Source organism: Curtobacterium sp. MCBA15_004 (genome assembly GCF_001865055.2).
Taxonomy (GTDB): domain Bacteria; phylum Actinomycetota; class Actinomycetes; order Actinomycetales; family Microbacteriaceae; genus Curtobacterium.
This window is the reverse complement of sequence record NZ_CP126266.1, coordinates 1,129,819-1,142,686: the sequence shown is the minus strand read 5'-3', so window position 1 is coordinate 1,142,686 and position 12,868 is coordinate 1,129,819. Positions and strand designations below refer to the sequence as shown.

General features: G+C 72.6%; 13 protein-coding genes. 7 read left to right on the top strand and 6 right to left on the bottom strand.

Annotation, left to right across the window (positions count from 1 at the left end; genetic code table 11):
* Positions 1 to 24 precede the first annotated feature (24 nt).
* Together QOL16_RS05410 and QOL16_RS05405 are read left to right on the top strand one after the other, a co-directional pair.
* Positions 25 to 678, top strand: a complete 654-nt coding sequence (locus QOL16_RS05410) for an FMN-binding negative transcriptional regulator (RefSeq protein WP_071285631.1) — start codon at positions 25 to 27, stop codon at positions 676 to 678.
* Positions 675 to 2,147 carry an amidohydrolase gene (locus QOL16_RS05405; RefSeq protein WP_071285630.1) on the top strand — a complete coding sequence of 491 codons (1,473 nt, stop codon included), beginning with the start codon at positions 675 to 677 and terminating at the stop codon, positions 2,145 to 2,147. Before QOL16_RS05410 ends, QOL16_RS05405 begins: the two co-directional genes overlap by 4 nt.
* A 6-nt stretch (positions 2,148 to 2,153) precedes the next feature.
* Here the strand turns inward: QOL16_RS05405 and QOL16_RS05400 are convergent, their stop codons facing one another.
* The 3 genes from QOL16_RS05400 to QOL16_RS05390 form a co-directional block, all read right to left on the bottom strand.
* Positions 2,154 to 3,083 (bottom strand): Fpg/Nei family DNA glycosylase, encoded by a 930-nt coding sequence (locus QOL16_RS05400; RefSeq protein WP_065960161.1) that lies wholly within the window; start codon positions 3,081 to 3,083, stop codon positions 2,154 to 2,156.
* Positions 3,084 to 3,101: 18 nt separating this feature from the next.
* A complete protein-coding gene (locus tag QOL16_RS05395) occupies positions 3,102 to 3,590 on the bottom strand; it encodes a ribose-5-phosphate isomerase (RefSeq protein ID WP_065960159.1) in 489 nt (162 codons plus the stop codon).
* An 88-nt stretch (positions 3,591 to 3,678) separates the two neighbouring features.
* A complete protein-coding gene (locus QOL16_RS05390; RefSeq protein ID WP_071245788.1) occupies positions 3,679 to 4,326 on the bottom strand; it encodes a helix-turn-helix domain-containing protein in 648 nt (215 codons plus the stop codon).
* Here QOL16_RS05390 and QOL16_RS05385 point away from each other — a divergent pair.
* The gene (locus QOL16_RS05385; protein ID WP_071245786.1) at positions 4,325 to 4,852 is read left to right on the top strand and encodes a GNAT family N-acetyltransferase; all 528 of its coding nucleotides are present in this window, start codon (positions 4,325 to 4,327) and stop codon (positions 4,850 to 4,852) included. The two genes, QOL16_RS05390 and QOL16_RS05385, sit on opposite strands and share 2 nt — an antisense overlap.
* 115 nt (positions 4,853 to 4,967) lie before the next feature.
* On the opposite strand, the gene QOL16_RS05380 is transcribed toward QOL16_RS05385, so the two are convergent.
* Positions 4,968 to 5,609: a DsbA family protein gene (locus QOL16_RS05380; protein ID WP_071245785.1), complete on the bottom strand. Its 642-nt coding sequence runs from the start codon at positions 5,607 to 5,609 to the stop codon at positions 4,968 to 4,970.
* A 137-nt stretch (positions 5,610 to 5,746) separates the two neighbouring features.
* On the opposite strand from QOL16_RS05380, the gene pepN reads away from it, so the two are divergent.
* From pepN to QOL16_RS05365, 3 genes are all read left to right on the top strand, one after another.
* On the top strand, positions 5,747 to 8,326 hold the full coding sequence (gene pepN, locus QOL16_RS05375) for an aminopeptidase N (RefSeq protein WP_071285624.1): 2,580 nt from the start codon (positions 5,747 to 5,749) through the stop codon (positions 8,324 to 8,326).
* An 84-nt stretch (positions 8,327 to 8,410) separates the two neighbouring features.
* A complete protein-coding gene (locus tag QOL16_RS05370; RefSeq protein ID WP_071285622.1) occupies positions 8,411 to 9,478 on the top strand; it encodes a mechanosensitive ion channel family protein in 1,068 nt (355 codons plus the stop codon).
* 107 nt (positions 9,479 to 9,585) lie between these two features.
* Positions 9,586 to 9,990 (top strand): globin, encoded by a 405-nt coding sequence (locus tag QOL16_RS05365; protein WP_065960262.1) that lies wholly within the window; start codon positions 9,586 to 9,588, stop codon positions 9,988 to 9,990.
* Positions 9,991 to 10,210: 220 nt separating this feature from the next.
* Here QOL16_RS05365 and QOL16_RS05360 read toward each other — a convergent pair whose 3' ends face one another.
* Together QOL16_RS05360 and QOL16_RS05355 are read right to left on the bottom strand one after the other, a co-directional pair.
* Positions 10,211 to 11,053, bottom strand: a complete 843-nt coding sequence (locus tag QOL16_RS05360; protein WP_071285620.1) for an NAD(P)H-binding protein — start codon at positions 11,051 to 11,053, stop codon at positions 10,211 to 10,213.
* A 47-nt stretch (positions 11,054 to 11,100) separates the two neighbouring features.
* Positions 11,101 to 11,802: a hypothetical protein gene (locus QOL16_RS05355; RefSeq protein ID WP_065960144.1), complete on the bottom strand. Its 702-nt coding sequence runs from the start codon at positions 11,800 to 11,802 to the stop codon at positions 11,101 to 11,103.
* 43 nt (positions 11,803 to 11,845) lie between these two features.
* Between QOL16_RS05355 and QOL16_RS05350 the strand changes: the two genes are divergently transcribed.
* Entirely contained in the window at positions 11,846 to 12,703 is an 858-nt protein-coding gene (locus QOL16_RS05350; protein WP_065960143.1) for an acyl-CoA thioesterase II, read from the top strand.
* The last annotated feature ends 165 nt before the right edge of the window (positions 12,704 to 12,868 follow it).

Below are 12,868 nucleotides of genomic sequence, written 5' to 3'. Positions count from 1 at the left end.
CCTGGCATGTGCCACGCTCGTCGGATGCGGCACACACCCCACTTCCTGATGACCGACGTCACCGAGGTCAAGCGCGTCGTGGCCGAGAACCCCTGGGCGACGATCGTGTCGTCCACCGAGGCGGGCGTCGTCGCCTCGCACTACCCGGTGCTGCTCGAGACACCCGGCCCCGACGACGACCCGGACGCGATCGTGCTCGTCTCGCACGTCGGCCGTCCCGACGAGGTCGCGCACGAGCTCGGTCGCCACGAGGTGCTCGTCGTGTTCCAGGGCCCGCACGGCTACGTCTCCCCCGCCTGGTATCCACCGGAGCAGTTCGTGCCGACCTGGAACCACGTCACCGCGCACCTGTGGGGCACGCCGGAGGTCCTGTCCGACGACGAGAACCTCCGGGTGCTCGGCGAGCTGGTCGACCACTTCGAGCAGGTCATGCCGGAGCCGACCTCCCTCGACGTCGACCTCGACACCGCCCGCCGGATCGCGAAGGGGACCGTCGGCATCCGCATCCGTGTCACCCGCTTCGACGCCCGCGCCAAGCTCTCGCAGAACAAGGCCCCCGAGGTGGTCGACCGGATCGTCGAGGCGCTGCGCGGCGACGGCCCGTACGCCGCCCCGGCGCTCGCCGACGAGATGGACCGGGTGCGCGGCGCGCGCGCGGACGGACGGGAGGCACGGTGACCGCGACCCTGCTCCGCACCGTCCGCCGCGTGGGCACCACCGGCGCCCCCGCCGACGTCCTGGTCGTCGACGGGCGGGTCACCGCGATCGCGCCCACCGGGACCGTCGACGTGCCGGAGGGCACCGACACCGAGGTGGTCGAGACCGACGGCGCCTGGCTCGGCCCCGGCCTGGTCGACCACCACGTGCACTTCGACCAGTGGGCCCTCGTGCGCGGCCGCGTCGACGTCGCGGACTGCACCACCGCCGAGGCCGCCGCCGACCGCCTCGCGGTCGCGGCCACCGGCGTGCGCGACGGCTCGGTCCTCGTCGGGCACGGGTACCGCGACGGGACCTGGCCGCGCCCCGCCCGACGCACGCTGCTCGACCAGGCCGCACCGGGCCTCCCGGTCGTCGTGGTGAGCGCGGACCTGCACGCGGTCTGGTGCAACGCGATCGCCCTCGCGCACTTCGCCGCCGTGCTCGGGCGGGCCCTGCCGGCCGGCGAGGACGGCGTCCTGCGCGAGCAGGACGCCTTCGACGTGACCGGCGCGCTCTCCCGCGTGCCGGACACGGTGCTCGACGCCGCCGTGTCCGACGCGGTCGACGCCGCGACGACCCGCGGGGTCACGGCCGTCGTCGACCTCGAGATGGCCTTCGGACTCGACCGGTGGGCACGCCGGATCGCGGCCGGCACGGACGGCATCCGCGTCGCGTCGGGCGTCTACCCGGCCGAGCTCGACGACCTGCTCGCCCGGGGTCTGCGCACCGGCGACGTCGTGCCCGGCACCCGGGGCCTGCTCACGATGGGGCCGTTCAAGGTCATCACCGACGGCTCGCTCGGCACCCGGACCGCGGCGACCGCCGACGGCGCCGGACTGCTCACGTGGGCGCCCGAGGACCTCGTCCCACTGCTCCGCCGGGCCGTCGACGGCGGGCTCGTGCCGGCCGTGCACGCGATCGGCGACCGGGCGGTCAGCCTCGCACTCGACGCCTTCGAGACCGTCGGTGCGCGCGGGACCGTCGAGCACGCGCAGCTGCTCCTCGACGAGGACGTCGACCGGTTCGCGCGGCTCGGCGTCGTCGCGTCGGTGCAACCCGAGCACGCGATGGACGACCGTGACGTCGCCGACCGGTACTGGGCCGGGTGGACCGGGCGCGCGTTCCCGTTCGCCGCGCTCGAGCGGGCCGGCGCGCGCATGCGGCTCGGCTCGGACGCGCCCGTCGCACCGCTCGACCCGTGGATCGCGATGGCGGCCGCGGTCGGACGGGACCGGGACGGCCGCGAGCCGTGGCACCCCGAGCAGCGGATGTCGCCACTCGCCGCGTGGCGCGGGTCGACGGACGGCCGCATGAGCGTCGCCGTCGGTGACGTCGCGGACCTCGTGCTCGTGCCGACCGACCCGCTCGGTGCATCGTCGGCGACGCTCCGCACGATGCGCGTGCTCGGCACCGCGGTCGCCGGGCGCTGGACGTACCTCGACCGGTAGCGGGCGCTACTTCTGGTCCTTCGGGCACCAGTAGAGCTTGCGTCCGGCCATGTCCGCCATCCGGATCTCGGTACCGCACACCCGGCAGGGTTCGCCCTGGCGGTGGTACACCCAGTGCCGGTCCTTGCGGGAGCGGACCGCCTTGGCGTGGTCGGCCGGCGACAGGTCGTCCATCGTGAGCATCAGCCCGTCGCGGACGCCCGCGTGCAGGAGCGTCGACCAGTCCTGCCAGAGCGCCTTCGCCTGCTTCACGGTGATCTTCTTGCCCGGCTTGTACGGGTCGATCCGCTGCCGGAACAGCAGCTCCGCGCGGTAGATGTTCCCGATGCCGGCGACGACCGACTGGTCCATGAGCAGCTGCCCGATCGCGACGTTCCGCTTCCGGACGTTCTCGACGAAGGTGCGCTCGGCCTCGGGTCCGTCGTCGTTGATCGGGTCGGGGCCGAGCTTGTCGAGCGCCCGCTGCACGCCCGCCGGGTCCTCGACCACGCACGCGGTCGGTCCGCGCAGGTCGGCGACGGTGTCCTCGGTGAGGAGCCGCACGCGCACCTGTCCGACGGGGTCCGGCGGGAAGGACTCGATCGGGTCCTCGACCTTCTCCTGCTCGGCCATCCGGTAGCGCGCGAGCCGCGGCGCACCGATCGACGACAGGGACTCCTCGCCGTCACCGTCCTCGGACAGCGCCTCGGCGGAGGAGATCACACCCGCGAAGTCCCACGCCCCGTACAACCCGAGGTGCACGCGCAGGAACAGGTCGTCCTCGAACTCGAGGAACAGCTGCTTCGCCACGGCACGCGCAGCGACCATGCGCTTGCCGTCGAGCTGCGCGGCACCGGCGGCGAACCGCCCCTGTGGACTGGAGACCTCGCAGCGCTTGCCGACGAAGTGCCGGTCGAACTGGTTCGCGATGCGGTGGACGGAGTGACCCTCGGGCATCGGTCCTGTCTACCCGGCCTACTCGTCGATCTGCCGACCGGCGATGTGCCCCGTCGTCTCGTACTCGGCCAGCTGGGCGATGCGGCGGGCGTGGCGCTCCTCACCGGAGAAGGGCTCGGCGACGAACAGGTCGACGAAGCGCATCGCCTCGTCCTCGGTGTGCTGGCGGGCGCCGATCGAGATGACGTTCGCGTCGTTGTGCTGCCGGGCCAGGAGCGCGGTGGACTCGTTCCACACCAGCGCCGCCCGGATGCCCGCGACCTTGTTCGCCGCGATCTGCTCGCCGTTGCCGGAGCCGCCGAACACGACGCCGAGCGCCGGGACGCCCGCGCGCTGGTCCTGCACGACCGCGTGCGCGGCGTTGATGCAGAACGAGGGGTAGTCGTCGAGCGCGTCGTACTCGGTGGGACCGTGGTCGACGACCTCGTGTCCGGCCTCGGTGAGGTGCTGGGCGAGGGTCTTGGTGAACTCGAGGCCGGCGTGGTCCGTTCCGAGGTGGATGCGCATGCCCCGATCATATTCCCGCGTCGCGGCCAGCTCCGCCGCCCGACGGACCGCCCGACGGGCCGCCGCTCCGCCGGTGCCGACGGTGCCGCTACGCCGCGCGGACCACCACCACGACGTACCGGACCGGCTCGTCACCGGGGTTGCGGTACACGACGTCGGCCGGGTCGCCGAGCTCGATGCGGTCGCCGGCCGCCAACCGGGTGACGTCACCGCCCGCGACGACCTCGAGCACCCCGTCGACGACCCAGATGCAGTGCCGCAGGAAGGCGTAGGCGCTCGCCGGGTACGCGACCTCGCGGCCGGCGGGCAGGCGGACCTCGGTGACGTCCGCGGGGAAGGCGGCGCTCGACACCGGGCGGCGGCGGTACCCGGTCTCCGGGTCGGTCCACGAGTCCGCGGTCGCCCCACGCTGCACACCCCGCGCGGCGTCGGGGTCGGCCGTGCGTGGGACGTCGTGCTCGAGGGACTCGTCGAGGAGCTGGGAGACGGTGAGCCCGAACGCGCCGGACAACCGCCCGAGGATCGTCGCCGTCGGGCTCGACACCCCGCGTTCGACGCGGTTGATCATCGCCCGCGAGACGCCGGACTCCTCGGCGAGCTCGGTGAGGCTCCACCGCCGCTCGGTCCGGAGGCGCTGCAACCGCTCCCCCAGGTGGCGCTGGGCGGCGTCGTCGGCGTTCTCGGACACGTCGGCGGGTTCCGTGGCCGACGCCGAGTCGTCTACGATCTGAGACATGACGACAGCATATGCGACGGACGGAGCAGCCCCGGCCCTGGTCCGCGAATGCACCCCGGCAGACCTCGACGTCGTCCACGCACTGCACGTCGACGCCGTGCTGCACTCGACGGCGATCTGGCAGGACGTCCCGCACCCGCGCGCGTGGTTCGACGGCTGGCTCGCCGAGCGGCAGGGCGACGGGTGGCCCGTGCTCGTCGCCGAGGTCGACGGCCGCGTCGCCGGCTACGCCACGTACTCGCAGTGGCGGCCGCACCCGGGCTACCGGCACACCGTCGAGCACAGCGTCTACGTCGTCGAGGACCTCCGTGGCCGGGGCGTCGCCTCCACGCTCATGGCCGCGCTCGTGGCCCGCGCTCGGAGCGAGGACCGCCACGTCATGGTGGCGGGGATCTGCAGCACGAACACCGGCTCGATCGCGCTCCACGAACGGCTCGGCTTCGCGACGGTCGCCGTGGTCCCCGAGGTCGGCCGCAAGTTCGACCGGTGGCTCGACCTCACCCTGATGCGGCTGCAGCTGGACTGACGGACCGCGGCGCGACCCCGCGACGCGCGCGCGGGTCGCGACGCGACCACGGGACGGACGGGAGGCGCGGTGCCGGTCCGCACCGCGCCTCCCGTCCGTCCGTGGGTCGCGCCGGTCAGCCGGCGGGCTGCTCGACCGTGTCGAAGACCGGGCCGACCGTGCGGGAGCGCTTCAGCTCGAAGAACCCGGGGACCTTCGCGACCGCGACGACGCCGTCCCAGAGGTCGAGCGCCTCCTGGCCCTTCGGTGCCGGCGAGATGACCGGACCGAAGAAGGCGGTGCCCTCGACCGCGATCACCGGGGTGCCGACGTCCTGGCCGACACGGTCGATGCCGTCCTGGTGGCTCGCGCGCACGGCCTGGTCGACCTCGTCGGTCCAGGCGTACTCGAGCAGGTCCGCCTCGAGGTCGAGCTCGCGGAGCACCGCGGGCACGACCTGCTCGGGGTCGGACTCCTGGCGGTGATGGACGTGCTCGCCGAGCGCGTCGTACAGCGGCTTCACGATCTCCTGGCCGTGACGGAGCTTCGCGGCGGTGACGATGCGCGGGTAGAGCTGCCCCTTCACGATCCGCTCGCGGTACTCGTCCGGGATGTCCTGGTCCTCGTTGAGGACGAACAGGCTCATCACCTTCCACGTCACGTCGAGGTCCCGGTGGCGGGCGACCTCGCCGACCCAGCGGCTCGTCATCCAGGCCCAGGGGCAGTTCGGGTCGAACCAGAACTCCACGGCGGTCGGGGTCGTCTCGGTGTTGTCCACAGTCGTCTCGGTCACGATGCGAGCGTACGCGCGCTCGCTAGGCTGATCCCATCGTCCCGACGGCGCACGACGCCGTGCCGGGACTCCCCACACCGCGGACATCGATCGTCCGCGCCGCCAGCGAAGTTGGAGCGTCCGTGCCCGGAGAGAACCTCACCAGAACCGAAGCCCAGGAACGTGCCGCGATCGTCGACGTGCAGACGTACGACGTCGAGCTGGACCTGACCCGCGGCGCCGAGAGCTTCGGCAGCACCACGCGTGTCCGGTTCACCGCGACGCCCGGCGCGTCGACGTTCATCGACGCGATCACGAAGACCGTGCACTCGGTCACCCTGAACGGCACCGCGCTCGACGTGGCCGCGGTCAACGACGGCGTCCGGATCCAGCTCGCCGACCTGCAGGAGCAGAACGAGCTGGTCGTCGTCGCCGACGCGCTCTACACGAACACGGGCGAGGGCCTGCACCGCTTCGTCGACCCCGTCGACGACGAGGTCTACCTGTACTCGCAGTTCGAGGTCCCGGACTCCCGCCGCATGTTCGCGGTGTTCGAGCAGCCCGACCTCAAGGCCGAGTTCACCTTCACCGTGACCGCACCGGCCCGCTGGCAGGTCGTCTCGAACGCGCCGACGCCCGAGCCGCACGTCGACGGCGAGGTCGCCACGTGGGCGTTCCCGCCGACGGCCCGCATCTCGAGCTACATCACCGCGCTCGTCGCCGGCCCGTACGAGGTCGTGCGCGACGAGCTGACGAGCCGTGACGGCCGGACGATCCCGCTCGGTGTCTTCGCGCGCCGCTCGCTCGCCGAGTACCTCGACCCCGAGTACGTGTTCGAGACCACGAAGAAGGGCTTCGCGTACTTCGAGGAGAAGTTCGACGTCGCCTACCCCTTCGAGAAGTACGACCAGCTGTTCGTGCCGGAGTTCAACGCCGGTGCGATGGAGAACGCCGGCGCGGTCACCTTCACCGAGACCTACGTGTTCCGGTCGAAGGTCACCGACGCGATCAAGGAGCGCCGGGTCGTCACGATCCTGCACGAGCTCGCGCACATGTGGTTCGGCGACCTCGTCACCATGAAGTGGTGGAACGACCTGTGGCTCAACGAATCGTTCGCCGAGTGGGCGTCGACCATCGCGACCGCCGAGGCCACCGAGTGGACCGAGGCGTGGACCACGTTCCAGGCGATGGAGAAGTCCTGGGCCTACCGCCAGGACCAGCTCCCCTCGACGCACCCGATCGTCGCGACGATCAACGACCTCGAGGACGTCCAGGTCAACTTCGACGGCATCACGTACGCGAAGGGCGGCTCGGTCCTCAAGCAGCTCGTCGCGTGGGTCGGCATCGACGCCTTCTTCGCCGGCGTCTCGGCGTACTTCAAGAAGCACCACCACGGGAACACCGAGCTCCGCGACCTGCTCGTCGAGCTCGAGGCCACCAGTGGCCGCGACCTGTCCGAGTGGTCGAAGCTCTGGCTCGAGACGGCGGGCGTGAACACCCTGCGTCCCGAGATCGAGGTCGACGAGGACGACGTCATCACGTCCTTCGCCGTGCTGCAGGAGGCCCCGGCCGACCACCCGACGCTCCGTCCGCACCGCCTGGCGATCGGCGTCTACGCCGTCACGCAGGACGCCACGGCTCCGTTCGGTGCCGACGCCGCGTCCGCCGGCGGCAAGCTCGAGCGCGCGCACCGCGTCGAGATCGACGTCGACGGCGCCCGTACCGAGGTCCCCGAGCTCGTCGGCGTGCACCGCGGCGACCTCGTGCTCCTCAACGACGACGACCTGGCGTACGCCAAGATCCGGCTCGACGAGCAGTCCCGCCGCACCGCGATCGAGCACCTCGCGGCGATCGCGAACCCGCTCGCCCGCTCGATCGTGTGGGGTGCGATGTGGGACGCCACCCGCGACGCCGAGTCCGCCGCGAGCGACTACGTCCGGCTCGTGCTCGGCAACATCGCGACCGAGACCGAGTCGACGACGATCCGCACCACGCTCTCGCAGCTGCTGCTGACCGCCCGCAACTACGTGGCGCCGGAGAAGGTCGACGCCACGGTCCGCACGGTGGGCGACACGCTCTGGCAGCTGGCGTCCTCGGCCGAGTCCGGCTCCGACGCGCAGTTCCAGTTCGTGAAGTTCTTCGCGCAGATCGCGTCCACGCCGGAGCACGTCGCGACCCTGCAGGGCCTCCGCGACGGGTCGGTCACGCTGCCGGGCCTCGAGATCGACACCGACCTGCGCTGGGAGCTGCTCGAGGGCCTGGTCCTCGCGGGTGCTGCCGGCGACGCCGAGGTCGACGCCGAGCTGGCCGCCGACAAGACCGCGTCGGGTGAACAGGCCGCCGCACGCGCCCGTGCGACGATCCCCACCGCCGAGGGCAAGCTCGCGGCGTTCTCCTCGCTGGTCGACTCCGACGAGCTGCCGAACGCCATCGTGCGCCAGACGACGATGGGCTTCCAGCACACGAACAGCCCGGTGGTGCTCGAGGGGCTCGTGGCGAAGTACTTCGACGTGCTCACCCGCATCTGGGCCGAGCGCAGCTACCACATGGCCGACACGATCGTCACCGGGCTGTACCCGGCACCGCTCGCCTCGGTCGAGCTCCGCGACGCCGCGACGGCATGGCTCGAGGCGCACCCGGAGACCCCGGCGCTCCGCCGCATCGTGACGGAGAACCTGGCAGGCACCGAGCGCGCGCTGCGCGTCCAGGCGGCCGACGCCTGACCTGCGTCGGACGACCACGCACGGGCGGGGCCTCGGTGATCCTCAGGGGTCGCCGAGGCCCCGCCCTCTAGCATCGATCGGATCATGAACCTGGCTGCGACCTCGACCGACGACGTCCCCAAGTGGATGTCGAACACCTTCACCCAGTTCGTCGACACCTGGCACGTGCCGATCGTGATCGTCATCACCCTGCTCGCGGCGGTCGTCGTCCGGCTCCTGCTGCGGCACACGATCAAGGGCGTCGTGGCGCGGGTGGTGAGCGGGGCGAAGCGTCGGCAGAACGTCGACGACACCCAGGCCCTCATCGCCTCCCCCGTGCAGACCGCCCGCGTCGTGCAGCGCACCCGCACGCTCGGCAGCGTGCTCGAGAACCTGGCGACCGTCATCGTCGTGCTCATCGCGCTCGCGATCATCATCCCGCTCGTGCTGCCGAACGCCGCGGTCGGCATCGTCGGTGGTGCGTCCCTCATCGCCGCGGGCCTCGCGGTCGGTGCGCAGAGCATCGTGAAGGACCTGCTGTCCGGCGTCTTCATGATCCTCGAGGACCAGGCCGGCGTGGGCGACGTCGTCGACACCGGCCCCGCCACCGGTGTGGTCGAGAACGTCGGCCTGCGGGTCATGCAGATCCGCGACGTGAACGGCATCCTGTGGTTCGTCCCGAACGGGCAGATCCTGCGCGTCGGCAACCTGTCGCAGGGCTGGTCCCGCGTGCTCGTGGACATCACCGTCCCGTACGACACCGACATCGACGCCGTGCAGGACGCCCTGCTCGCCGCCGCGGTCCGGATGTCGCAGGAGCCGCGCTGGCGCCAGCGCATCGTCGAGAAGCCGGAGATCTGGGGCCTGCAGTCGGTCAGCGACGCGGGCATGGTCTTCCGGCTCGTCGTCAAGACCCGCGCCTCCGAGCTCGACGTCGTCGGCCGCGAGCTGCGTGTCCGGCTCAAGCGCGCGGTGGACGAGCTCGGGGTGACGCTCCCCGCGATGGCGATGATCATGCCCGAGGGCTGGGAGAACGCCACCTCGATCAACGGGCTCCGCACGGTCCGGACGCAGCCGACGCCCGCGCCGACGAAGTCCCGCGGCAAGCGTGGCAACCTGTTCGGACGCGCGATCCGCACCGACGAGCCGGACGCCGGGAAGGACCACCAGTGAGCGAGCCCACACCCCCGACCGGAGGAACCGGCGGCCTGCCCCTGGCGGGCGGCGGCCCCGGCGGTGCCCTACCCGTGGCTGGCGGCGGCCCCGCGCAGCCGATCACGCTGCGGGTCGGGGAGCACGGGGCGTCGGCGACGGGCTCGCTGTACGAGCGGATCGGGGGTGCTCCGACGTTCGACCGGCTCGTCCGGCGCTTCTACGAGGGCGTCCAGCGCGACGACGTGATCTGGCCGATGTACCCGGCCGACGACCTCGAGGGCGCGATCTGGCGTCTGTCGGCCTTCCTGCAGCAGTACTGGGGCGGCCCCGGCACGTACAGCGAGGAACGCGGACACCCGCGGCTCCGGATGCGGCACAACCCGTTCCGCATCACGCCCGAGGCCCGCGAGCGCTGGCTGCTCCACATGCACGACGCCGTCGGGTCGCTCGACCTCGCACCGCTCGACGAGGCCGAGCTGTGGGACTACCTGGAGCGGGCCGCCCACGCCATGACGAACACGTTCGACTGACCTGCGGGCCGGTGTCGGGTGGCGACCCGAGGGGTCGCTCGCGGATCGCGACCCGACGGGTCCGCTCTCGCGTCGCGACCCGACGGGTCCGCTCTCGCGTCGCGACCCGACGGGTCGACCGGCTCACGTCGTCGACGCGACCGGTGACGGACGGGAGGCGCGGTGCGCGCCCGCACCGCGCCTCCCGTCCGTCGTCTCGTCGCGGTCGCGAGGGATCCGCTCAGCGCACGTAGGAGCCGTCGGTCAGGTCGTCCACGAGCGAGGGCCGCGTCGGGTGCCAGCCGTAGGCGGAGCGCGCGTGCTCCCCGGAGGCCTCCTGGTGCAGCAGCAGCGCGTCCGCGAAGTCGGCCCCGAGCCGCGCCCGCGACGCGTCGACGTCCTCGGCAACGACCGGCGAGCCGTGCGCGCCCGCCTCGGCGATCTCGCGCACGGTCGGGTTGTCCCCGGACGCCGCGACGACGTACCCGTCCTGCTCCGCGCGGTGGACGGCGAGCACGTACAGCTCGCCGAGGTCGTCGATGTGCACCGTCGTCCAGCGCTGCGAGCCGTCGCCGACCAGCCGCACCTCGTGCTCGCCGTCGCCGACGAACATCGCCGGGATGCCCGCGCCCCGGCCGTAGACGATGCCCGGCGCGACGATCGTGGTGCGTACCTCGCTCGCGCGGACCGCCGCCTCGATGGGCGCACGCCACGCTGTCAGTGCGGGTGGGGCGACCGGGGACTCCTCGGTGATCGTCGTCGATGCGCCGAACGTGAAGATGCCGCCCGTGTGCACGAACGGCTTCGGCGTGCCCGCGAGCGCCTCGAGGACGGTCGCGGTGAAGTCGGGGTCGACCCCGGACGCCGAGGCGGTGTGGACCACGGCGTCGGCCTCGTGCGCGAGCCGCCGCACGACGTCGGTGTCCGTCACGTCGCCCACGAGGGCGCGGCCGCCCGCGTCGCGGACGGCCTGCGCCTTCTGGTCGGACCGGACGAGGGCGGTGACCTCGTGCTCGTGTGCGACGAGCGCGCGCAGGACGGAGGAGCCGATGTAGCCGGAGGCGCCGGTGAGGAAGACGTGCATGGCGACACCCAACCACGGCAGCCCTGGGGCGTGGTGGACGGAGGAGCTCAGACGCTCAGGGACCAGGCGCGACGCTTCACGAGCACGTGGCCGCGGGAGGTCGTGAGGCGGCTCCACGGGCCGGTCTCGAACAGCCGGACGGGGTCGTGCCCGAGGAACCCGAGGCTCTCCCCCGCGAACCCGGCACCGGCCGGGACGTGTTCGATGCCGGGGACCGGACGGCCCCAGACCTCGGAACGGATGCGGCGGACGATCGCCTCGCCCGCGTTCGAGGGGACCGCGTCGGCCACCTCGGCGATGCCGTCACGGGCTGCCCGGCGGAGGAGCTCCGGGGAGACGTCGGGCAGCGGCACCCAGCCGCCACGGGGCGGGGAGATCGCCGCCCAGGTCACGGTGTGCACCTCGTGCGGCAGTTCCACCTCGACCGGGGTCGCGCGGGTCGGGTCGGCCCCTTCGGCCCGGTCGGCCTCGTGCTGCTCGCCCAGCAGTCGCAAGCGCTCCTGCAGCGAGGCGAGCGGGACCACCGCGTCGATGCTGGCCGTGCCGGCGAGGGAGAACGTGCGGAGCCCCAGCACCGTCGGCAGCTCGTCGAGGAGGCCGAGCGGGTAGAGGATCGCCGTGTAGACCGCGAGGACACCGGAGTCGGCGACGAGCCGGACGGATCCGTCCTCGATGCGGGCAGCCCGTCCGAGGTAGGTGCGGAGGTCGCCGAGCGAGGCGGCGTCGGGAAGCGTGAACGAGGTGCCCATGTCACCGCCGATCCTACCGGGGCGACGTTCGTAGACTGCGGGGATGCGCGGCGAACCCGACTTCCTCAGCACCCTCCGACTCCAGGACACCGGGGCCAGCACGGGCGAGACGATCCTCACCGGGGCGAGCCACTGGTCGCCCGGCGGCCGGGTCTTCGGCGGGCAGGTCCTGGCGCAGTGCATCGTCGCCGCGCAGCACACCATCGAGGGTCGGGACATCCACTCGATGCACGGGTACTTCCTGCGCCCCGGCGACACCGACGTGCCGATCACCTTCGGCGTGGAGACCATCCACGACGGCCGCTCGTTCGCCACACGACGCGTGCAGGCGTACCAGCGCGGGGTGCCGATCTTCTCGATGATCGCGTCGTTCCAGCGCCCCGACGAGGGCGTCGAGCACCAGGACCCGTTCCCGGTCGACATCCCCGATCCCGAGACCCTGCCGTCGGCGGCGTCGATCCTCGCGCCGATCGACGACCCGGTCGCGCAGGCGTGGGCGGAGCGGTCGATCGACCTGCGGCACGTCGAGGGTCCGGTGTTCGTCGACGTGCAGGGCGAGCACGTGGCGCACCAGGCCGTGTGGTTCCGGGTGCAGGGTGCGCTGCCAGACGAGCCGGCGCTGCACCGCGCGGTCCTCGGGTACGCGAGCGACCTGTCCCTGCTCGAGCCGATCATGCGGCGGCACGGGATGGCCTGGGGCACGCCGGGCGTCAAGCTCGCGAGCCTCGACCACGCGATGTGGTGGCACCGGGACGCCCGCGCGGACGAGTGGGTGCTGTACGCGCAGGAGTCACCGAGCGCGCAGGGCGGGCGGGGGCTCGCGTTCGGGCGGATGTTCGCGCGGGACGGGCGCCTGCTCGCGTCGGTGGCCCAGGAGGGCATGATGCGCGTGCCGCGGTGAGCGGCGGGGCGCGTGGGCGGCGGTGCCGGCGCGTGATTGCGCGGTGCGGTGTGCTCGCACACAACGGAAAGCACCTCGCGCCACGGCGTTCCGTGGCGCGAGGTGCTTTCCGTTGTGCGGAGCCGACCGGGCGCTCGGCCGCGAAGCCTGCGGCGGGCCGAAGCC